Origin of the sequence: Streptomyces sp. XH2 (assembly GCF_049725035.1) — a bacterium.
GTDB classification, from domain to species: Bacteria; Actinomycetota; Actinomycetes; order Streptomycetales; family Streptomycetaceae; genus Streptomyces; species Streptomyces roseoverticillatus.
In genome coordinates this window covers 12,545-32,229 of sequence record NZ_JBMMMZ010000018.1, presented here as the reverse complement: position 1 = coordinate 32,229, position 19,685 = coordinate 12,545, and the positions used below count along the sequence as shown (strand labels likewise).

Genomic DNA, 19,685 nt, shown 5'->3' with positions numbered 1-19,685 from the left:
CCGTCCGGCTTTTGAGGACCAGGGTCCGGGACGGAGCCCCGAAGCCACCCGCGCCTCCGGCGATCGCGTACGCTGCGGGCAGCGAACGAACGTTCAACCCCCAGTCCGCCGGAGGCGCCGCGTGCTGATCGACACCTACGGTCGCGTCGCCACGGACCTGCGCGTCTCCCTGACCGACCGCTGCAACCTGCGCTGCACCTACTGCATGCCCGAAGAGGGCCTCCAGTGGCTCGCCAAGCCCGACCTGCTCACCGACGACGAGATCGTCCGCCTCGTCCGCATCGCCGTGACCCGGCTCGGCATCACCGAGGTCCGCTTCACCGGCGGCGAGCCCCTGCTGCGCCCCGGCCTCGTGACCCTCGTCGAGCGCTGCGCCGCGCTCCGGCCGCGCCCCCGGATATCCCTCACCACCAACGGCATCGGCCTCGCGCGCACCGCCCCGGCCCTCGCGTCCGCCGGCCTCGACCGCGTCAACGTCTCCCTCGACACGCTGCGGCCCGACGTCTTCCAGCGGCTGACCCGCCGCAAGCGCCACCAGGACGTCCTCGACGGCCTCGCCGCGGCCCTCGCCGCCGGCCTCGCGCCCGTGAAGATCAACGCCGTCCTGATGCCCGGCATCAACGACGACGAGGCCCCCGGCCTGCTGGCCTGGGCCCTCGACCACGGCTACGAACTGCGCTTCATCGAGCAGATGCCGCTCGACGCCCAGCACGGCTGGCGCCGCGACGGCATGATCACCGCGGCGGACATCCTCACGAGCCTGCGCACCCGCTTCACCCTCACCCCCGAGGACGCCGGCGAGCGCGGCGCCGCCCCCGCCGAACGCTGGCTCGTCGACGGCGGGCCCGGCCGGGTCGGCGTCATCGCCTCCGTCACCCGCCCCTTCTGCGGCGCCTGCGACCGCACCCGGCTCACCGCCGACGGGCAGATCCGCAACTGCCTCTTCGCGCGCGAGGAGTCCGACCTGCGCGCCGCGCTGCGCTCCGGCGCCACGGACGAGGAGCTCGCCGCGCGCTGGCAGCGGGCCATGCGGGGCAAGAAGGCGGGCTCGGGCCTGGACGACCCGGCCTTCCTGCAGCCGCAGCGGCCCATGTCCGCCATCGGAGGCTGACCCCGGGAGCCCGCGGCGGCTCCCTTCGCCCTCGTGCCCTACGGGCGGGGCGAGGCCTCCCACTCCTCCAGCGTCACCACGTCCTTCAGGAAGCCCCGCAGCCCGAGGAAGTTGGACAGGTGCTCGCGGTGCTCGTCGCACGCGAGCCACGTCTTGCGGCGGTCCGGAGTGTGCAGCTTGGGGTTGTTCCACGCCAGCACCCAGACGGCGGGGGCACGGCAGCCCTTGGCGGAACAGATCACGGCGTCATCGGGGGAAGTCACACCCCAGACTCTACGAACCGCGTGCAGACACGGCGACGCCGGGCAGCCACGGGGGGAGCCGCCCGGCGTCGGTCTGTCGCTCCGACGGGGGATGCGGAGCGCTTAGGAAGTATGTCACGGGGTGCCCGGCGTGCGGCACTGAAACCACATGATTGATCTGAGGTTTTCTTGAGCTTTGCGGCGCGCGCCCTCGCCCGCCGCGCCCCCACGGCGTATCAGCCGTGGTCACGCCCTTGATCGCCCTCGGAGCCACGGCCGGCTTCCGGGACGGATTCCGCCATCTCCCCGCCGGGACCCGGCATCAGCACCGGCCGTGTCGGGGCCGGTACGAACGTGCCGGGCAGCGAAGGGGCGTTCTCCCGCCCCGCGTTGGCGATCACGACCGCCACGTACGGCAGCGCGGCCCCCAGGATCAGCGTGCCGATCGCCACAAAGCGCTCGACGTTCCACAGCACCACGGTGAGCACCACCGACAGGGTGCGGATCGCCATCGAGATGACGTAGCGGCGCTGGCGGCCGCGCACGTCCTCGGCCAGGCCCTGACGGGCCCCGGTGATCCTGAAGACCGCCGCTCCGCCCTGCTTCCGCATCACGTTCCACCACCTGATCCGCCGCGCCCGCACGCCCTCGCCGGGACACCCTCCACGTTACGCCGCGTGGCCACCGGGTACGAGAGCGGGTCCCGCGGCGTCCCCGTTCCCACCTGCGGCCGCGTAGGCCGGGCCCTTACGGCGGCGGACGGACCGCTCCGGCGTGCGCCGTACGGACGACGGCCCCAGAATGGCGGGGCACGGCACATCGCGCCGCTGAGGAGGCGACATGAGCTGGTTGTGGGCCATCATCGTCGGACTTGTCCTGGGCCTGATCGCCAAGGCCATCCTGCCGGGCAAACAGCAGGTTCCCCTGTGGCTGACGATCATCCTGGGCATGATCGGCAGCCTGCTCGGCAACTGGGCGGCCACGGGGCTCGGCATCAACGAGACCAAGGGCATCGACTGGGGCCGGCACCTGCTGCAGCTGGCCGGCGCCGTCCTCGTCGTCGGCATCGGCGACCGGCTGTGGGTCGCGGTCCGCGGCGGCAACAGGAGCGGCGGCAGACACGCGGCGTGACGGCGGGGGACACCGGTGGGGAACCGCGCGCCGTAACGGCGCCGGGGCGGCCCGCACGCGTCACGCGCACGGACCGCCCCGGGCCGGAGAGCGGCGGATCCCCTACCGCAGCTCGGCGATCTTCCGGCCGGCCTTGAGGTAGACCTTCCCGGCCCCGGCGACCTTCGCGACCGTCTCCGTCACGACCTCGCCCAGCGGGCGGATCGCGTCGGCCTCGGCCAGCACCACGGCCTCCTGGCCGCCGTCCGTCTCGACCACGAGCCGCAGACCGTTCTGCTTGGCCACCCGGCGGGCCGCCGAGGCGGACGGCTGGAAGCCCAGGACCTGGCTGAGCACCGCCGTCGCCGGCGAGGCGCCGTGCTCGGCGAGCTCCACCACGGGCGTCTCCACGTCGGAGAAGCTCTTCTTCGAGAACTGCGCGACGAACCCGGCCCGGGCCGCCATCGCCGCCTCGATCCCGTACAGCGCGGCCACGACCTCACCCGCGAGGATCTTCTTGAGGTCCATCGGGTGCAGCGAGCGCTCCTCGACCCGGGACAGCGCGAGGGTGATCTCCTCGTCCGTCCACTCGGTCCACGCCTTCAGGTACGGCTCCATCAGCCGGTCCGGCACCGACATGATCTTGCCGAAGACGTCGTCGGCGGGCGCGGTCAGGCCCACGTAGTTGCCCTTGGACTTGGACATCTTCGCGCCCGTGCCGTCCGTGCCCTCGATCAGCGGCATGGTGACGACGAGCTGCGGCGTCCGGCCCTTCAGCTCCATGAGCTTGCGGCCCATCTGCAGGTTCAGCAGCTGGTCGGCGCCGCCCAGCTCCACGTCGCAGTCGAGCGCGACCGAGTCCAGGCCCTGGGCGATCGGGTACAGCAGCTCCGACATCGACAGGCCCGAACCCGCCGCCAGGCGGCTGCGGAAGTCCTCGCGCTGCAGCAGCTGCGAGACCGGCACCTGCGACAGCAGCCCGAGCAGCTCCGGGAAGGTGTACGGCGCCAGCCAGGCGCTGTTCTGGACGAACGTGACCTTCTCGAAGTCGAAGAACGGGCGCACCTGCTCGCGGTAGCCCGCGAGGTTCTTCGCGATGTCCTCGTCCGTCAGCGGCGGGCGCTCGGCCGTGCGGCCCGTCGGGTCGCCGATCTTGGCCGTGAAGTCGCCGATGAGGAGGGTGACGTCGTGGCCCATGCGCTGGAAGCGGCTGAGGATGATCACCGGCACGGCGTGGCCCAGGTGGACGTCGGCCGCCGTCGGGTCGATGCCCAGCTTGAGCTTCAGGCCCTTGCCCTCCGCGCGCCGCTTCTCGATCCGCTCGGCCAGCTTGTCCACGCCCGGCAGCACCTCGACGGTGCGGGCGGCGATCAGCTCGGCCTGCTCCTTCGGCGACAGATCCGTCAGATCGAGATAGCGCCGCGAGCCCGTCTCCTGCAGCAGCCGCTGGACGGTCTGGTCGGAGGAGAGGTCCTGCGCGAGGAGCTCGCCGGCGCGGGCGACGGATTCGCCGAGGCGTGTCATGACATTCCTGGGGTCGAGAAGGGGACAGGTGGACGCGGACCAGTCTATTCGGCCCGGTGCCGCGCCCACGCTGTCGCACCCCCTCGCCGTCGCCCCGGCTGCCGGACGGGTCTGTCAGACCCCCCGGCTCACCGAGCTCATGTTGAAGTCCGGCACGCGCAGCGCGGGCGCCGCGGCCCGGGTGAAGTAGTCGCCCCACTCGCGCGGCAGCGTCGGCTCGGTGCGGCCCGCCTCGGTGGCCCGCGACAGCAGCGACACCGGGGACTCGTTGAAGCGGAAGTTGTTGACCTCGCCGACGACCTCGCCGTTCTCCACGAGATAGACGCCGTCCCGGGTCAGCCCCGTCAGCAGCAGCGACGCCGGGTCGACCTCGCGGATGTACCACAGCGACGTCAGCAGCAGACCGCGCTCGGTGGCCGCGACCATCTCCTCCATCGAGCGCGTGCCGCCCGCGTCCAGGATCAGGTTGTCCACGCCCGGGGTGACCGGCAGGTCCGTGAGCCCGGCACTGTGCCGCGTGGTGACCAGGTGCTCCAGCACCCCGTCACGGATCCAGTCCACCCGCTCCAGCGGCAGCCCGTTGTCGAAGACCGACGCGTCGTCCCCCGAGGAGGCCGTGAGCACGAACGGCGCGCACTCCAGACCCGGCGCCCGCGGGTCGCTGCGCAGCGTCAGCGGCAGCGGGGACAGCTTCTCCCCGACCCGGGTGCCGCCGCCGGCCTTCGAGAACACTGTCCGGCCCTCGGCGGCGTCGCGCGCCGCGGCCGACCACATCTGGTAGACGAGCAGGTCCGCCACGGCCGTCGGAGGCAGCAGCGTCTCGTACCGCCCGGCCGGCAGCTCGATCTTCCGCTCGGCCCACGCGAGGCGCCGCGCCAGCTCGGCGTCCAGCGCCTGCGGGTCCACGTCCGTGAAGTCCCGCGTGGACCGGCCCGCCCACGCCGAGCGCACGCCGTCCGGCGACTTGGCGTTGAGCTCCAGGGTGCCGGTCGGCTGGTCGTGGCGCAGCCGCAGCCCGGCGGACGTGCCCAAGTAGGACGAGGAGACCTCGTGGAAGGCGAAGCCGTACAGCTCGCGGCCCGCGGCGCGCGCCCCGGCGAAGGACTCGCCGAGCGCGGGCGCGAAGCCGTCGAAGACGGCGGAGGACGTCTCGGCGGGCGCGGCGGTGAAGTCGGGGGAGTGCGGCACGCCCGTCACCAGCGGCTGGGCGTCCTCGGCCGGGCCGGCCTCGCGCGCGGCGGCCTCGGCGGCCCGCACCAGCGGCTCCAGCTCTCCGGCCGTCACGGCCGAGCGCGACACGACGCCCGAGGCGGTGCCCTCCGCGCCGTCGACGGTGGCGATCACCGTGACCGTACGGCCGCGGGTGACGCCGTTGGTCGTCAGGGCGTTGCGCGCCCAGCGGAGGTTGGCCGTGGAGCGCTCGCTGGCGATCACCATGCAGCCGTCGGCGCGGGACAGCTCCAGAGCGCGCTCGACGATCTCGTGCGGCTGGTTACGACGGCTCACTGACCGGCCTCCTCAGTGGTGTTCAAGATGTTGACGTTCTCGAAGAGGGCCGAGGGGCAGCCGTGGGAGACGGCCGCGACCTGGCCCGGCTGCGCCTTGCCGCAGTTGAACGCGCCGCCCAGCACGTACGTCTGCGGACCGCCGACGGCCTTCATCGAACCCCAGAAGTCGGTGGTCGTGGCCTGGTAGGCCACGTCGCGCAGCTGACCCGCCAGCTTTCCGTTCCGGATCGCGTACGCCCGCTGCTGCGTGAATTGGAAGTTGTACCGCTGCATGTCGATCGACCAGGAGCGGTCGCCGACCACGTAGACGCCGCGCTCCACGCCGGAGATCAGCTCCTCCGTCGAGGGCCCGTCCGCCGCCGGCCGCAGCGAGACGTTGGCCATCCGCTGCACCGGGACGTTGGAGGGGGAGTCGGCGAAGGCGCAGCCGTTGGACCGGTCGAAGCCGGTGAGCTTCGCGATCCGCCGGTCCAGCTGGTAGCCCACCAGGACGCCGTCCTTGACGAGGTCCCAGGACTGGGCCTCCACGCCCTCGTCGTCGTAGCCGATGGTCGCGAGGCCGTGCTCCGCGGTCCGGTCGCCCGTCACGTTCATGAGCTCCGAGCCGTACTTCAGCTTGCCCAGCTGGTCGAAGGTCGCGAAGGAGGTGCCCGCGTAGGCCGCCTCGTAGCCCAGCGCGCGGTCCAGCTCGGTGGCGTGGCCGACCGACTCGTGGATGGTCAGCCACAGGTTGGAGGGGTCGACCACCAGGTCGTACGAGCCGGCCTCGACGCTCGGCGCGCGCATCTTCTCCGCGAGCAGCTCCGGGATCTCCGCCAGCTCCGCGTCCCAGTCCCAGCCGGTGCCCGTCACGTACTCCCAGCCGCGGCCGGCCGGGGGCGCGAGGGTGCGCATCGCGTCGAAGCCGCCGGTGACCGGGTCGACCGCGACCGCCGTCAGCTGCGGGTGCAGCCGCACGCGCTGCTGGGTGGTGGTCGTGCCCGCCGAGTCCGCGTAGAACTTGTTCTCCTGGACGGTCAGCAGGGAGGCGTCCGCGTGCGCCACCCCCTCCGCCGCCAGCAGCCGCGCGCTCCAGTCCGCGAGCAGCGCGCCCTTCTCGGCGTCCGGCACGTCGAAGGGGTTGACCTCGTAGGACGACACCCACGTCCGCTCGGCGTGCACCGGCTCCGCCGCCAGCTCCACCCTCTCGTCGGAGCCGGCTGCCGCGATCACCTTCGCCGACAGCCTCGCCATCGCGACGGCCTGCCCGGCCACCCGCGCCGCCGCGTCCATCGTCAGCTCGACGCCCGCCGCGAAGCCCCAGCTCCCGCCGTGCACCACCCGCACCGCGTACCCCAGGTCGGTGGTGTCCGAGGTGCCCGCCGGCCGGGCGTCCCTCAGCCGCCAGGACGCGCTGCGCACCCGCTCCAGGCGGAAGTCCGCGTGGTCGGCCCCCAGGGCGCGGGCGCGCGCGAGGGCCGCGTCGGCGAGTTGCCGCAGCGGCAGTGCGAGGAACGACTCGTCGATTTCATGTGGCACGGATGGCCTCCCCTAGGCGTGCGGTGTCTCCCGAAGACGCAGTGAATCACGCCGCACCACGCCCGGGGGCGGCCTTCTGCGCAGTTCAGGGGCGGACCGGAGCGCACTCCGGGAAGTGCTCCCCACGGGCCGTGCCGCTCGGCCCGGCTCCGTTTTCTGTAGGGACCCCACAGGGTCCGCCATGCGCTCCTGTTAGGGGCGGGCTGCGCGCCGTGCGCCCCGGCCCGATAGTTTTCGTACGGTACAGACGACCAATGGCAGCTAATGGCAGCTACACGTGAAGGAAGGGTGGTCCTTTGAGCCGCTCGGTTCTGGTCACCGGAGGAAACCGGGGCATCGGCCTCGCCATCGCCCGCGCCTTCGCGGAGGCGGGCGACAAGGTCGCCTTCACCTACCGCTCGGGTGAGCCGCCGGCCGCCCTCCTGGACCTGGGGTGCCTCCCCGTCAAGTGCGACATCACCGACTCCGAGCAGGTCGAGCAGGCCTACAAGGAGATCGAGGAGAAGCAGGGCGCGGTCGAGGTGCTGGTGGCCAACGCCGGCGTCACCCGCGACCAGCTGCTGCTGCGGATGTCCGACGAGGACTTCACCTCCGTCCTGGACACCAACCTCACCGGCACCTTCCGGGTCGTCAAGCGGGCTTCGAAGGGCATGCTGCGCGCCCGCAGGGGCCGCATCGTGCTGATCTCCTCCGTGGTGGGCCTGCTCGGCTCCGCGGGCCAGGCCAACTACGCCGCCTCCAAGGCCGGTCTGGTCGGCTTCGCCCGCTCGATCGCCCGTGAGCTGGGCTCCCGCAACGTCACCTGTAACGTCGTCGCCCCCGGCTTCGTCGACACCGACATGACCCGCGTGCTCACCGACGAGCAGCGCGAGGGCATCACCAAGCAGGTTCCGCTCGCGCGCTACGCGCAGCCCGAGGAGATCGCCGCCTCGGTCCGCTTCCTCGCCTCCGACGAGGCCGCATACATCACTGGAGCCGTCATTCCTGTCGACGGCGGATTGGGCATGGGTCACTGAACGACATGAGTGGAATCCTCGCAGGCAAGCGCATCCTGGTCACCGGCGTCCTCACCGAGTCGTCGATCGCCTTCCAGGCCGCGAAGGTCGCCCAGAACGAGGGCGCCGAGGTCATCCTGACCGGCTTCGGCCGGCTCTCCCTGGTCGAGCGCATCGCCAAGCGGCTGCCCAAGCCGGCGCCGGTCATCGAGCTGGACGTCACCAACCAGGAGCACCTGGACGGGCTGGCCGACAAGGTCCGCGAGCACCTCGGCGACGACGTGCCCCTCGACGGCGTCGTGCACTCCATCGCCTTCGGCCCCCAGGGCGCCTTCAACTTCTTGGAGGGCACCTGGGAGGACGTCTCCACGGCCGTCCAGGTCTCGGCGTACTCCTACAAGTCGCTGACCATGGCCCTGCTCCCGCTGATGCGCGAGGGCGGCTCGGTCGTGGGCCTGACCTTCGACGCGCAGATCGCCTGGCCGAAGTACGACTGGATGGGCGTGGCCAAGGCCGCCCTGGAGTCGACCAACCGCTACCTGGCCCGTGACCTCGGCCCCAAGGGCATCCGCTGCAACCTGGTCTCCGCCGGCCCTCTCAAGTCGATGGCCGCCAAGTCCATCCCGGGCTTCGAGGAGCTCGCGGACGTGTGGAACCACCGCGCCCCCATCGGCTGGGACCTGACCGACCCGGAGCCGGCCGGCCGCGGCGTCGTCGGCCTGCTGTCGGACTTCTTCCCGCGCACGACGGGTGAGATCGTCCACGTGGACGGCGGCGTCCACATGATGGGCGCGTAGGCGCTCCGCGAGGCTGCCTGAACGCTTCGCCGGATGTGCGGTCGTCCGGCTGCGGATCGTCCGTGGCCGGCCGCGCCCACGCGGCGGAGCCGCAGACTGATGCCGCCCCCGCGCCCCTACGGGCGCGGGGGCGGCCCCATGATGGGCCATCCGCCCCCGACGCGCGCGCCCGGTGCCCGTTCCGTTGCTCCGGAACGGGCACCGGGCTTTTCCGGCTCGTGCGCCGGAGCCCGCCCCCGCACACTGAAGGGCGGGAGGAGGTACGCGCATGAGGTCCCCGTTCCGCCGCACCGCGGCCCTGCTGTTCGCCGCCGCGGCCCTGGCCGGCTCCACGGCCCCCGCCTCCCCGGCGGCCCCCGCGCCACCGGCCGCCCCGGAACCGGCCGCCGCCCCGGCCGGGCCCCGGCACGCCGAGTGTCGCACCCGCGTCCACGGCTCCCACGCCACCGCCCACTGCTTCAACGGCAACGCGACCACCGACCACGTCCAGCTGCACGTCGAGTGCGTGCGCTGGTGGGACCCGGACATGGACACCGCCCGCGCCGCCGTCGGCCCCGCCGAACACGTCTCCCTCACGCAGCGCTGCTGGCTCGGCATACGCCACGCCTGGGTGACCCACCGCGCCGCGTGAGCCCGCGCGCCGAACGCCGCACGGGCCGCGGCTCAGCAGGCGCCGGCGACGCCCCGGCAGCCGAACGGATAGGCGCTCGCCTCCGCCCCCGCCGTCTCCTCGTCCCCCTCCTCGATGGCCGCGACCAGCCGCCCGTGATCCACGAGCCCCTCGGGCCGCAGCGCCGTCCCCACGTCCGCCCGCAGGAACTCGCGCATCACCCCGCCGAGGTCCGCGTACACCTCGGAGATCACCTCGTTGTGCGCGGCGGAGACGACGGCGGCGTGCAGCGTGGCGTCCGCCTCCACGAACCGCTCCGCGTCGCCCGAGCGCCACGCCTCCTCGCGCCGCTCCAGCAGCGCGGCCAGCTGCACCAGGTCCTGCTCGGTGCGGCGGCGTGCGGCGAGCCGGGCGGCCGAGGCCTCCAGGGCGCTGCGCAGCTCCGCCACGTGCCGCGGGTCGGCGTCGGCGAAGCGGCGGTTCATCACTCCGGCCAGCTCGCTGGTCGCGGCGACGTACGTGCCGGAGCCCTGCCGGATGTCCAGCAGGCCGTTGTGGGCGAGGGCGCGCACCGCCTCGCGCACGGTGTTGCGGGCCACGCCGAGCTGTTCGACCAGCTCGGGCTCGGTGGGGATGCGCGAGCCCACGGGCCACTCACCGGACGTGATCTGGCCCCGCAGCCCGGCGATGACCTGGTCGACGAGCCGGGAGCGCCTGGGGGAATTCAGTGGCATCGACAGCCTCCATTCATCCCATGATTCTATCTATGATGCCGTCATGGCATCCACGGCAGACGAAGACCTCAGAGCAGCCGGCACCTCCGCGCCCACCTCGGCCGGCCAGGCCGGTCCAGTCGGCCGGGCCCGCGGCGTCCCGCTCCTCGTCGCGGGCCTCGTCCTCGCCGCGCTCAACCTCCGCCCCGCCGTCACGAGCCTCGGCGCGCTGCTGAAGGAGGTCCGGGCCGACCTCGGCATGAGCGGGGCCGTGGCCGGCCTGCTGACGTCCGTGCCCGCGTTCTGCTTCGCCGTCTTCGGCCTCGCCGCACCCCGGCTGGCCCGCCGCTTCGGTCCCACGGCCGTCGTCTGCGCCGGCATGGCGGTGATAGCCGCCGGCCTCGCCCTGCGGCCGTATGCGGGCGGCGTCCCCGGCTTCCTCGCCCTGAGCGTCCTCGCGCTCGCCGGCATCGCCGTCAGCAACGTCCTGATGCCGCTGGTCGTCAGGCGCTGGTTCCCCGACCGCGTCGGCCCGATGACCGGCGTGTACTCCATGGCCATCGCCGCGGGCGCCGCGGGTGCCTCCGCCGTCACCGTGCCGCTCGCCGACGCGATGGGCCACAGCTGGCAGCTCGGCCTCGGCTCGTGGGGCCTGCTCGCCGCCGCGGCCGCACTGCTGTGGCTGGTGACCGCCCGCCGCGGCCGTACGGACAGCGCCGCCGCCCCTGCGGCCGCAGCCCAGGACGGCCCCCGCACCCGCATCACGCGCAGCCCGACCGCCTGGGCGCTCGGCATCTTCTTCGGCATCCAGGCCACCGGTGCCTACATCGTCATGGGCTGGATGCCGGCGATCTTCCGCGACGCCGGGGTGTCCGCCTCCACCGCGGGCGTCCTGAGCGCCGTCACGATGCTGACGGGCATCCCCCTCGCCTTCGTGCTGCCGCGCCTCGCCGCCCGCCTGCCCCACCAGGGCGTCCTGGTCGTCGCCCTGGCCTGCTTCGGGCTGGCCGGCTACGCGGGCCTGTGGCTGGCCCCGGCCGCCGGCGCCTGGCTCTGGGCCGTGCTGCTCGGCGTGTCCAACAGCGCCTTCACGCTCGCCCTGACGCTGATCGGCATGCGCGCCCGCACCGGCGGGGGCGTGGTGCGGCTGTCGGCGTTCGCCCAGAGCACCGGCTATCTGATCTCCATCCCCGGACCGCTGCTCGTGGGCTGGCTCAACGAGCGCACCGGCGGCTGGGACGTGCCGCTCGCCCTCATGGCCGCACTGATGGTTCCTCAGGTCGTGGCGGGGGTGCTGGCCGGGCGCGCCCGCACCGTCGAGGACGAGCTCTGACGACGCGTGCCCGTCCCGCCTCGTCCCGGCCCCGTCCCGCCCCGGCCGCGGCCGCGGGCGCGCGGGGTGGGACACTGGTGCGCATGCAGCCTGTGCTCGACCCGAACCCCAAGAACGGCCAGAAGGCCCTGCTGACGATCCTCGGCGCGATGCTCGGCATCACCGTGGTCATCTCGGTCATCGCGACGGTGTTCTCCCCCTGATCCCCGGCTTCCCCGGCCTCCTGGTCCCCGCCCCGGCGGTTCGCCTCCATGCGGGGGTGGGGCTAACCCCCCGTCCCCTAGGGGGCCTGGGTCAGGGACAAGTGGGTGGTCCACCGGATGGGAGCGGCCCCCCGTTCTCCGTAGCTTCGTAGTACACCGCGACGCGGCGGTGCACAGAGCGCTCGGAGGCGATCCCATGCCCGCCGGTACGAAAGGGTCCGCCGGTACGAAGGCCCGGACCACCAGCACGGTGCAGGCGGGCCTGCCGTGGTGGGCCCTCGCGCTCGCCGTCGCGGCCTTCACCGCCTTCTTCGCCCTCCTGGCCTCGCCCGCCTCGGCGGACCCCGGAGCGGACGCCGCCGGCACGGGCGCCGTCGCCCGCGCGGTCGCGTTCGTCCAGCTCGCGCTGGGCGAGCTCGCCGCGTGACGGCCCGCGGGGCGCTTGCGCCGCTTCGGGTGCAAGGCCCCCAACACCCCGCGCCTCGCCGTGGGTTTCGTGCGAAGCTGGACGGCATGAGCTCCGAACCGACCCGCAGGATCGTCATCCTCCGGCACGCCAAAGCCGAATGGTCCGACGGCGACGACCACGAACGCCCCCTCGCCGACCGCGGCCGCAAGGACGCCCCGGTCGCAGGCCGCTGGCTCGCCGGTTCCGGCATCACCCCCGACCTGGCCCTGTGCTCCACCTCCGCCCGCACCCGCGAGACGTGGAAGCTCGCCGTCCCCGAGCTGCCCGAGCGTCCCCGGACGGTCTACGAGGAGCGGATGTACGAGGCCTCGCTCGGCGAGCTGATCGCCCTGCTCAACGAGGTCTCCGACGAGGTCCAGGACCTCGTCCTGATCGGGCACAACCCCGGCATGCACGCCCTGGCCGACGCCCTCGCGGGCGAGGCCGACGGCGATCTGCTGGCCCGGATGAACCGCTCCGGCTTCCCGACCGCAGCCGTCGCGGTGCTGGCCTTCACCGGCTCGTGGAAGGCCGTCGAGCACGGCGTCGGCCGGCTGGTGGCCTTCTGGACGCCCCACGCCTGACGGCGGCGCGCCGGCCGGGGTGCCCGGCGATACCGGTGCGCTATTCCGCCGGACCCCCGCGGTGGGGGCTTGCCGCCGCTGCGGCGGGCCTTTCTCCCACGGACCCCGCCCGTTGCGGGCAGAGCACAAGTGCCCGCCGCAACGGCGAGGCACCCCGACGGCGAGGGTCCGGCGGAATGCGCAGCCACCGGCACCCGCACGCCGGGCCGGTCACTCGTGCGTGCGGGCCGCCTCGACCTCTTCGCGCGTGACGCCCAGCAGATAGAGCACCGTGTCCAGGAACGGGACGTTCACCGCCGTGTGCGCGGCCTGCCGGACCACCGGCTTGGCGTTGAAGGCCACGCCCAGCCCCGCGGCGTTGAGCATGTCCAGGTCGTTCGCGCCGTCGCCGATGGCCACGGTCTGCGCGAGCGGCACCCCCGCCTCGGCGGCGAACCGCCGCAGCAGCCGGGCCTTGCCCGCCCGGTCCACGATCTCCCCGGTGACCCGTCCGGTCAGCTTGCCGTCGGCGACCTCCAGGGTGTTCGCCGAGGCGAAGTCCAGCCCGAGCCGCTCCTGCAGGTCGTCGGTCACCTGTGTGAAGCCGCCCGAGACCACGCCCACCTGGTAGCCGAGCCGCTTGAGGGTGCGGATCAGCGTCCGGGCGCCCGGCGTCAGCCGCACCTCCGCCCGCACCTTGTCCACCACGGACTCGTCCAGACCCGCCAGCAGTGCCACCCGGGCGTGCAGCGACTCCTCGAAGTCCAGCTCGCCGCGCATCGCCCGCGCGGTCACCTCCGCGACCTCGGCCTCGCAGCCCGCGTGCGCCGCGAACAGCTCGATGACCTCGTCCTGGATCAGCGTGGAGTCCACGTCCATCACGACCAGGCGCTGCGCCCGGCGCTGCAGCCCCGCCGCGACGACCGCCACGTCCACGCCGCGCTCGTGCGCCTCCAGCGCGAGCGCGGTGCGCAGCGTCTCGGTCTCCGTGCCGGACACCGCGAATTCCACGGCGGTCACGGGGTACTTGGCGAGCCGGAAGATGCGGTCGATGTTGCCGCCCGTACCGGTGATCCGCGCCGCGATGGCCGCCGTCGACTCGGCGGTGAGGGGGTGCCCCAGCACCGTGACGTGGGAACGGCCGGTGCCGCGCGGACGGTTGTCGCCCCGGCCCGAGATGATCTCCGCCTGCATCCGCACCGACTCGGCCCAGCTGTGCACCGTGGCCCGCAGTTCGCCCTCGGCGTGTCCGCCGCCCTCCGGCGCCGTGACCAGCGCGCACAGAGTTATCCGGCCCCGCGTGACGACCTGCTCGATGTCGACGACGTCGACGGCGTACGCGGCGAGCGTGTCGAAGAGCCCGGCGGTGATGCCCGGCCGGTCCTTCCCGAAGATCTTGACGAGCAGGGTCGGCTCGTCGTCGCCGGGGACGGGGGTGGCAGGCGAGGTCTGCGATGCACTCATGGTCCTCTTACCGTATCGGGCCCCGCGGCGGATACGTACAGGTGTCCCGGGGAGCGGACGGCGAAGACACGGCCTACTCCGCGTGAACCGCGGTCAACGCCGCCACTGCGGCGGCCCGGGCGGCGGAGGCGGAGGTTCCTCGGGCGGCGGCGCGCCGTAGCGGTATCCGCTGCCCCGGGGCCGCCGGGGCGGCGGCAGCGGCCGGCCCGTCTGCGTCGGCGCGGTGGAGCGCTCGTCGGGCAGCAGGGGGCGCTTGTACGGGTTGGTGTCGTCCCGGGCGGGCCGTCCCGGCGAGGGGCGGTACGGGCCCGGAGGCCCCGCGAGCCCCGGGTGAGCCGCGCCCGCCGTGACGGGACGGGCCGCCGCGGCCGTTCCCGGCCCGTGGACCACCGCCCGCCGCCCCGCCGTGCCCGTCGCGCACGCCAGCACGCCGCCCACGGCCCCGGCGGCGGCGCCCCACGCGGCTCCCAGGGCCAGCGCCATCGGGGCGTTGCCGGACAGCTCCAGGCCCGCCCCGAACACGTCGAAGCCCAGCACCGACAGGCTCGCGTCGGCCTTCACGCGGGTCGCCAGCACCAGCAGCGGCAGGGCCACGGCGGTCGCCACCCCCAGGGCCACGGCGCAGCGCGCGGCGAACGCCGTCACCCCCAGGCCGTCCCGCGGCGTGCGGACCGCGGTGAGCACCCCGACGCACAGCATCATCAGCGCGCAGGCCACGGCCAGCAGCCACACCAGCGCGTCGAGCTCCGCCAGCCGGCCCAGCGTGACCGGCTCGTCGGCCCTCGCGCTGAGCAGCTCGTCCAGCGGCGAGGGCAGCACCTTGGTGAGCGCGCCGCTGGCCGTGCCGCGCCAGGAGACGAACAGCCCCAGCGGCACCGCGAGGAACACCCCGTTCGGCGCCCCGAGCAGCGCCGCCCCGAGGACGCGCTTCGGCGCGTCGTCCCCGGCGGCCGCGTACGCCGCGGCGGCCAGGCCCGCCGCCACCGCGAGGACCAGCACCGCGCAGAGCGCCGAGACGGCGGGCCGCACGCCGCGGTGGAGCACCTGCCAGCCGCGGGGGAGCGGCGCGCGCCGCGCGCCCAGCACCGCGATCAGCAGCACGCCCAGCACCCAGACCGCGGCGCCGAGCAGCGAGGGCCCGGTCCGGACGCTGAAGCCGACGGCCGCCTTGGCGTTCGCCAGGCCGGTGAGCCGGTCCGGCAGCCCGCCCGCGATGTCCCCGACGTCGCCGATTCCCGGGATCTCCAGCTTGGGGCCGCCCCCGCCCCCGTCGCCCCCGAGGCCCAGGCCGCTCCCGTCGAAGGTGATCGAGTCCTCCCCGGCCCAGGCGAGGCCGGCGAGCAGGAAGAGGAACAGCACGACCACCGAGGCGGCCCGTACGGCGAGCTCCCCGGCGCCGATCGTGGCACCGGCCCGGCGCAACGATCGCGTAAAGATCGTTGCCAGCAGGAGGGCCCCGGCGAGGCTCACTCCCAGTGGCGCGATATCGATCGCGGTGTGCGCCCCGGCGCCCTTCAGCCCGAATGCTTCAATATCGCCCGAAGGCATGAGGGATCCGCCTACGGCCAGTACGACGGCCGCCGCCGTCATCGGCCCGAGCGCGCCCGCGGCATCCGCGCCCAGCAGGTGCAATCCCAGCGCGGCGATCCCGGCCATGGCCAGAAAAGACCAGCTCACAGCCGCGATCGACGTCAGCAGCAGCTCCGCCGGACGCACCCCGCGCCCGCCCCCGTCCATGGTCATCACGGCCCCCCGTGCCGGTCTGCAACCTGGCTATTGCCCGGATGTGCATGATCCGTACGCATCCATGGCGGTAACCACTCTCAGGGTGTGTTTCGGCGGCGTCAACGGCGCCTGTTACACGGTCGCGGCAATCCCCGACTTTCGGTCCGGGGACTGTGCCTGAAATAGTTCCTCCCGATGTTCGCCATCCCTAGACTCCCCTTGCAGGGGGCTCATCGGGGGACAAGTAGTGGGGCATGGAGTGCCGGAACTCGTACTGGAATTGAATGGACAGACCTGGACGCTCGATCCGTCCAGGTCCTACACCCTCGGGCGGGATCCGCAGGGTGACATGGTGCTGCAGGACGCGCGCGTCTCGTGGCGGCACGCCACCGTACGGTGGGAGGGCCGCAGTTGGGTCATCGAGGACCACGGCAGCACCAACGGCACGTACGTGCAGGGCCAGCGGATCCACCACACGGAGATCGGCCCCGGCTCGACGGTGCACCTGGGCAACGCGACGGACGGCCCGCGGCTGAGCCTGACCGCGGGTGCCGCCGGCGCCGGGGTCGGAGCCCCCGCCGCGGACCTCTACAGCGCACAGACGGCCATGGCCGCGCCGCTGCAGCACCAGGCCCCGCCGCAGCAGGCGCCGCACCAGCCGCCGCAGCACCAGCAGCCCGGTGCCTGGCAGCAGCCGGGGCAGTACCAGCAGCCCCAGCAGCCGCAGCACGGCGGCTGGCAGCAGCAGCCCCAGCAGGCCTACGTCCCCCAGCAGCCGGGCCCCGGCGGCCACCAGCCCCCGTCGCACGGCGGCGCGCCCTCGCAGGGCGGCGCCCCGCCCGTCTACGGCGACCGCAGCCCGACGAGCTTCCACCAGATGGCCGTCGGCCGCGGCACGATGCGCATCGGTCGTGCCCTGGAGAACGAGCTGGTCGTCTCCGACCTCCAGGTCTCCCGGCACCACGCCGAGTTCCGCTCCACCGGCGACGGCCGCTTCGAGATCGTCGACCTCGGCAGCCACAACGGCACCTACGTCAACGGTCAGCCGGTCCGCCAGCAGATCATCGGCCCCAACGACATCGTCGGTGTCGGTCACTCCACCTTCCGCCTGGTCGGCGACCGCCTGGAGGAGTTCGTCGACACCGGCGACGTCTCCTTCTCCGCGCGCCACCTCACCGTCACCGTCGACGGCGGCAAGCAGATCCTCAAGGACGTCTCCTTCGGCGTCCCGGAGAAGTCCCTCATCGCCGTCATCGGCCCCTCGGGCTCCGGCAAGTCCACCCTCCTCAAGGCGCTCACCGGCTACCGGCCCGCCAACCAGGGCGACGTCCTCTACGACAACCGGAACCTGTACAAGCAGTTCGCCGAGCTGCGCCAGCGCATCGGTCTGGTCCCGCAGGACGACATCCTGCACAAGGAGCTCACCGTCCGGAAGGCGCTGCGCTACGCCGCCAAGCTCCGCTTCCCCGGCGACACCGCGGCCTCCGAGCGCGAGGCCCGCATCGACGAGGTGCTGCGCGAGCTCAAGCTCGACGTCCACAAGGACAAGAAGGTCACCGCCCTCTCCGGCGGCCAGCGCAAGCGCGTCTCGGTCGCCCTGGAGCTGCTGACCAAGCCCTCGCTGATCTTCCTGGACGAGCCCACCTCCGGCCTCGACCCGGGCATGGACCGCGACGTCATGCAGCTGCTCCGCGGCCTCGCGGACGACGGCCGCACCGTCCTCGTGGTCACGCACTCCGTCGCCGAGCTGGCGCTCTGCGACAAGCTGCTCGTCATGGCCCCCGGCGGCTCCGTCGCCTACTTCGGCCCGCCCGAGGAAGCCCTCAACTTCTTCGGCTACGAGACCTGGGCGGACGTCTTCTCGGCCTTCGAGAACTACCGCGACTACGACTGGTCGGGCCGCTGGCGCGGCTCGCAGCACTACCAGATGTACGCGGCCGACATCGACGCCGTCGCCCCGCAGTCCGTGCACGTCCAGCCGCAGATGGTGCGCCCGCCCAAGGCCCAGAGCTGGGGCTCCCAGCTGTGGACGCTGATGCGCCGCTACGCCTCCGTCATCGCCTCGGACCGCGGCTTCATGGCGCTCATGCTGATCCTCCCGGCCGTCCTCGGCGGGGTGAGCACCGTGATCCCGTCCGACTTCGGCCTCGGCCCCGCGAGCAAGGGCCACTTCAACCAGGACGCCGGCACGATCATGCTGATCCTCGCGGTCGGCATGTGCTTCTCCGGAGCCGCCAACTCCGTCCGTGAGCTGATCAAGGAACGGGTCATCTACGAACGGGAACGGGCCGTCGGCCTCTCCCGCTCCGCCTACCTGATGTCCAAGGTGGTCGTGCTCGGCCTGATCACCGCGGTGCAGGGCGCCCTCATCTGCGCCATCGGCTTCTCGGTCCGCAAGCTGCCGGAGCACGGCCTGGTCTTCAAGGCGGCGCCCGCCCTGGAGCTCTGCCTGGTGATCATCGCCCTGGGCTTCACCTGCATGATGATCGGCCTCGTCATCTCCGCGCTGGTGAAGACCGCCGAGAAGACCATGCCGCTGCTGGTCATGTTCGCGATCGTCCAGGTCGTCTTCACCGGCATCCTGTTCAAGATCTACGACTCGCCCGGCGTCGAGCAGGTCGCCTGGCTGATGCCGGCCCGCTGGGCCATCGCCGGTGCCGGCACCACGCTGGACCTCTCGCACGTGATGGCCCCGTTCGACAAGAGCCGGCCGCCGAAGCTCGACCCGCTCTGGGAGCACACCGCCACCCAGTGGGGGATCGACATCGTGGCGCTCATCGTCATCGGCGTCGCCTGCGGATTCGCAGTCGCGCGTTTGCTGCGCCGCCACGAGCCGGAGGTCATGCGCAAGTAGTCGCGCGCCTGGTTCCGTACGCGCCGAAGGGCGGCACCCGCATGGGGTGCCGCCCTTCGGCGTATGTCGGCTGTCCGCGCTCTCGCCCTTAGTAGGCGGAGTTCACGTTGTCCATCGAGCCGTACACCTTGGCCGCGTAGTTGCAGGCGGCGGTGATGTTGGCGACCGGGTCGTAGATGTCCCAGGAGGTGCCCGCGACGTGGTACGCCTTGAAGGTCGGGTCGATCACCTGGAGCAGGCCCTTGGAGGGTATGCCCTTGGCGGCGTTGGAGTCCCAGTTGTTGATGGCGCGCGGGTTGCCCGTCGACTCCCGCATGATGTTGCGGTAGATGCCGTTGTAGGAACCCGGGATGCCCTTGGCCTTCATGATGTCCAGGGCTTCCTTGATCCAGCCGTCAAGGTTGTTGGCGTAGACCTTGGGGGCCGGGGCGGCGGGGGCGGCCTGGACCGGCTTGCGCTCGGCGGACCGGCTCGCGGCCTCCTTCTCGGCGCGCTCCTTGTCGGCCTTCGCCTTGGCGGCGGCCTCGGCGTCCGCCTTCTTCTTGGCCTCGGCCTGGGCCTTCGCCAGCTTGGCGGCGTTGTCGGCCTGCTTGCCGATCTGCTCCTGCTGGTCCTGGGTGCCGAAGGCCTCCGTGCTCCAGGCGACGGGCTTCACGGCCATGGACTGCTTGGCCGAGTCGTCGGAGCCCGGGATCGCGGCGACCGCGAGGGCGGCGACGGCCGCGGCGGAGACGCCGGCGGCGGTGAACTTCTGGACCTTGGTCAGGCGGCTATAGCCAGAGATGGGGGAGCGCATGTTCGTGCTGAACCTCTTCTGATCGCTTCAAGTCGCGGTGGCCCGGATCGGCGCGGAAAGCGCCGCGTCCCGATCGACGGCGCCGTGCAACGGGAGAATTCTTAGCGGCCGCAAAAAGGTGTGGCAAAGGAGTGACGTACTATCCGGCTTCGTTGCCGAGGGGCCTGCGGG

At 72.9% G+C, this 19,685-nt stretch carries 19 protein-coding genes; 10 read left to right on the top strand and 9 right to left on the bottom strand.

The window, feature by feature from the left end; all coding sequences use genetic code 11:
- Positions 1–121: 121 nt before the first annotated feature.
- Entirely contained in the window at positions 122–1,111 is a 990-nt protein-coding gene (gene moaA / locus ACOTKD_RS32800) for a GTP 3',8-cyclase MoaA (RefSeq protein ID WP_424892640.1), read from the top strand.
- A 38-nt stretch (positions 1,112–1,149) separates the two neighbouring features.
- Here the strand turns inward: moaA and ACOTKD_RS32795 are convergent, their stop codons facing one another.
- Both ACOTKD_RS32795 and ACOTKD_RS32790 read right to left on the bottom strand, forming a co-directional pair.
- Positions 1,150–1,374 (bottom strand): hypothetical protein, encoded by a 225-nt coding sequence (locus tag ACOTKD_RS32795; RefSeq protein ID WP_424892639.1) that lies wholly within the window; start codon positions 1,372–1,374, stop codon positions 1,150–1,152.
- A gap of 215 nt (positions 1,375–1,589) precedes the next feature.
- Positions 1,590–1,964: a DUF3099 domain-containing protein gene (locus tag ACOTKD_RS32790; RefSeq protein ID WP_424892735.1), complete on the bottom strand. Its 375-nt coding sequence runs from the start codon at positions 1,962–1,964 to the stop codon at positions 1,590–1,592.
- Positions 1,965–2,193: 229 nt separating this feature from the next.
- Between ACOTKD_RS32790 and ACOTKD_RS32785 the strand changes: the two genes are divergently transcribed.
- Positions 2,194–2,484, top strand: coding sequence for a GlsB/YeaQ/YmgE family stress response membrane protein (locus tag ACOTKD_RS32785; protein ID WP_424892638.1), 291 nt, complete (start codon positions 2,194–2,196; stop codon positions 2,482–2,484).
- A 102-nt stretch (positions 2,485–2,586) separates the two neighbouring features.
- On the opposite strand, the gene tyrS is transcribed toward ACOTKD_RS32785, so the two are convergent.
- From tyrS to ACOTKD_RS32770, 3 genes are all read right to left on the bottom strand, one after another.
- Positions 2,587–3,987, bottom strand: a complete 1,401-nt coding sequence (gene tyrS, locus ACOTKD_RS32780; protein ID WP_424892637.1) for a tyrosine--tRNA ligase — start codon at positions 3,985–3,987, stop codon at positions 2,587–2,589.
- A gap of 114 nt (positions 3,988–4,101) precedes the next feature.
- A complete protein-coding gene (locus ACOTKD_RS32775; RefSeq protein ID WP_424892636.1) occupies positions 4,102–5,493 on the bottom strand; it encodes a metallopeptidase TldD-related protein in 1,392 nt (463 codons plus the stop codon).
- Complete coding sequence (locus ACOTKD_RS32770) at positions 5,490–7,013, bottom strand: TldD/PmbA family protein (RefSeq protein ID WP_424892635.1); 1,524 nt, start codon at positions 7,011–7,013, stop codon at positions 5,490–5,492. The genes ACOTKD_RS32775 and ACOTKD_RS32770 overlap by 4 nt, the downstream gene beginning before the upstream one ends.
- Positions 7,014–7,309: 296 nt before the next feature.
- Between ACOTKD_RS32770 and fabG the strand changes: the two genes are divergently transcribed.
- The 3 genes from fabG to ACOTKD_RS32755 all read left to right on the top strand — a co-directional run bounded on the left by fabG (position 7,310) and on the right by ACOTKD_RS32755 (position 9,436).
- Positions 7,310–8,029: a 3-oxoacyl-[acyl-carrier-protein] reductase gene (gene fabG / locus ACOTKD_RS32765; protein WP_424892634.1), complete on the top strand. Its 720-nt coding sequence runs from the start codon at positions 7,310–7,312 to the stop codon at positions 8,027–8,029.
- A gap of 5 nt (positions 8,030–8,034) precedes the next feature.
- A complete protein-coding gene (gene fabI / locus ACOTKD_RS32760) occupies positions 8,035–8,805 on the top strand; it encodes an enoyl-ACP reductase FabI (RefSeq protein ID WP_424892633.1) in 771 nt (256 codons plus the stop codon).
- A 268-nt stretch (positions 8,806–9,073) separates the two neighbouring features.
- Positions 9,074–9,436, top strand: a complete 363-nt coding sequence (locus ACOTKD_RS32755) for a hypothetical protein (protein ID WP_424892632.1) — start codon at positions 9,074–9,076, stop codon at positions 9,434–9,436.
- 32 nt (positions 9,437–9,468) lie between these two features.
- Here the strand turns inward: ACOTKD_RS32755 and ACOTKD_RS32750 are convergent, their stop codons facing one another.
- Entirely contained in the window at positions 9,469–10,149 is a 681-nt protein-coding gene (locus ACOTKD_RS32750) for a FadR/GntR family transcriptional regulator (RefSeq protein WP_424892631.1), read from the bottom strand.
- Between the two features lie 43 nt (positions 10,150–10,192).
- Here ACOTKD_RS32750 and ACOTKD_RS32745 point away from each other — a divergent pair, with 43 nt between their 5' ends.
- The 4 genes from ACOTKD_RS32745 to ACOTKD_RS32730 all read left to right on the top strand — a co-directional run bounded on the left by ACOTKD_RS32745 (position 10,193) and on the right by ACOTKD_RS32730 (position 12,696).
- Positions 10,193–11,461 carry a CynX/NimT family MFS transporter gene (locus ACOTKD_RS32745; protein WP_424892630.1) on the top strand — a complete coding sequence of 423 codons (1,269 nt, stop codon included), beginning with the start codon at positions 10,193–10,195 and terminating at the stop codon, positions 11,459–11,461.
- Between the two features lie 83 nt (positions 11,462–11,544).
- Complete coding sequence (locus ACOTKD_RS32740; protein ID WP_268829820.1) at positions 11,545–11,664, top strand: SGM_5486 family transporter-associated protein; 120 nt, start codon at positions 11,545–11,547, stop codon at positions 11,662–11,664.
- A 196-nt stretch (positions 11,665–11,860) separates the two neighbouring features.
- Positions 11,861–12,091 carry a hypothetical protein gene (locus ACOTKD_RS32735; protein WP_424892629.1) on the top strand — a complete coding sequence of 77 codons (231 nt, stop codon included), beginning with the start codon at positions 11,861–11,863 and terminating at the stop codon, positions 12,089–12,091.
- Positions 12,092–12,177: 86 nt separating this feature from the next.
- Positions 12,178–12,696, top strand: coding sequence for a SixA phosphatase family protein (locus ACOTKD_RS32730; RefSeq protein ID WP_424892628.1), 519 nt, complete (start codon positions 12,178–12,180; stop codon positions 12,694–12,696).
- A gap of 210 nt (positions 12,697–12,906) precedes the next feature.
- On the opposite strand, the gene serB is transcribed toward ACOTKD_RS32730, so the two are convergent.
- The gene (gene serB, locus ACOTKD_RS32725; RefSeq protein WP_424892627.1) at positions 12,907–14,139 is read right to left on the bottom strand and encodes a phosphoserine phosphatase SerB; all 1,233 of its coding nucleotides are present in this window, start codon (positions 14,137–14,139) and stop codon (positions 12,907–12,909) included.
- 93 nt (positions 14,140–14,232) lie between these two features.
- A complete protein-coding gene (locus ACOTKD_RS32720; RefSeq protein ID WP_424892626.1) occupies positions 14,233–15,882 on the bottom strand; it encodes a streptophobe family protein in 1,650 nt (549 codons plus the stop codon).
- Positions 15,883–16,111: 229 nt separating this feature from the next.
- Here ACOTKD_RS32720 and ACOTKD_RS32715 point away from each other — a divergent pair, with 229 nt between their 5' ends.
- Complete coding sequence (locus tag ACOTKD_RS32715; protein WP_424892625.1) at positions 16,112–18,718, top strand: FHA domain-containing protein; 2,607 nt, start codon at positions 16,112–16,114, stop codon at positions 18,716–18,718.
- A gap of 88 nt (positions 18,719–18,806) precedes the next feature.
- On the opposite strand, the gene ACOTKD_RS32710 is transcribed toward ACOTKD_RS32715, so the two are convergent.
- Entirely contained in the window at positions 18,807–19,514 is a 708-nt protein-coding gene (locus ACOTKD_RS32710; RefSeq protein ID WP_424892624.1) for a transglycosylase SLT domain-containing protein, read from the bottom strand.
- Positions 19,515–19,685 lie beyond the last annotated feature (171 nt).

Bases quoted from the DNA above. Each gene is read 5' to 3' on its own strand.
- ACOTKD_RS32790 (WP_424892735.1), bottom strand. From the start codon at position 1,964: ATGCGGAAGCAGGGCGGAGCGGCGGTCTTCAGGATCACCGGGGCCCGT.
- ACOTKD_RS32785 (WP_424892638.1), top strand. From the start codon at position 2,194: ATGAGCTGGTTGTGGGCCATCATCGTCGGACTTGTCCTGGGCCTGATC.
- tyrS (WP_424892637.1), bottom strand. From the start codon at position 3,987: ATGACACGCCTCGGCGAATCCGTCGCCCGCGCCGGCGAGCTCCTCGCG.
- fabI (WP_424892633.1), top strand. From the start codon at position 8,035: ATGAGTGGAATCCTCGCAGGCAAGCGCATCCTGGTCACCGGCGTCCTC.
- ACOTKD_RS32755 (WP_424892632.1), top strand. From the start codon at position 9,074: ATGAGGTCCCCGTTCCGCCGCACCGCGGCCCTGCTGTTCGCCGCCGCG.
- ACOTKD_RS32750 (WP_424892631.1), bottom strand. From the start codon at position 10,149: ATGCCACTGAATTCCCCCAGGCGCTCCCGGCTCGTCGACCAGGTCATC.
- ACOTKD_RS32745 (WP_424892630.1), top strand. From the start codon at position 10,193: ATGGCATCCACGGCAGACGAAGACCTCAGAGCAGCCGGCACCTCCGCG.
- ACOTKD_RS32740 (WP_268829820.1), top strand. From the start codon at position 11,545: ATGCAGCCTGTGCTCGACCCGAACCCCAAGAACGGCCAGAAGGCCCTG.
- ACOTKD_RS32735 (WP_424892629.1), top strand. From the start codon at position 11,861: ATGCCCGCCGGTACGAAAGGGTCCGCCGGTACGAAGGCCCGGACCACC.
- ACOTKD_RS32730 (WP_424892628.1), top strand. From the start codon at position 12,178: ATGAGCTCCGAACCGACCCGCAGGATCGTCATCCTCCGGCACGCCAAA.
- serB (WP_424892627.1), bottom strand. From the start codon at position 14,139: ATGAGTGCATCGCAGACCTCGCCTGCCACCCCCGTCCCCGGCGACGAC.
- ACOTKD_RS32720 (WP_424892626.1), bottom strand. From the start codon at position 15,882: ATGACCATGGACGGGGGCGGGCGCGGGGTGCGTCCGGCGGAGCTGCTG.
- ACOTKD_RS32710 (WP_424892624.1), bottom strand. From the start codon at position 19,514: ATGCGCTCCCCCATCTCTGGCTATAGCCGCCTGACCAAGGTCCAGAAG.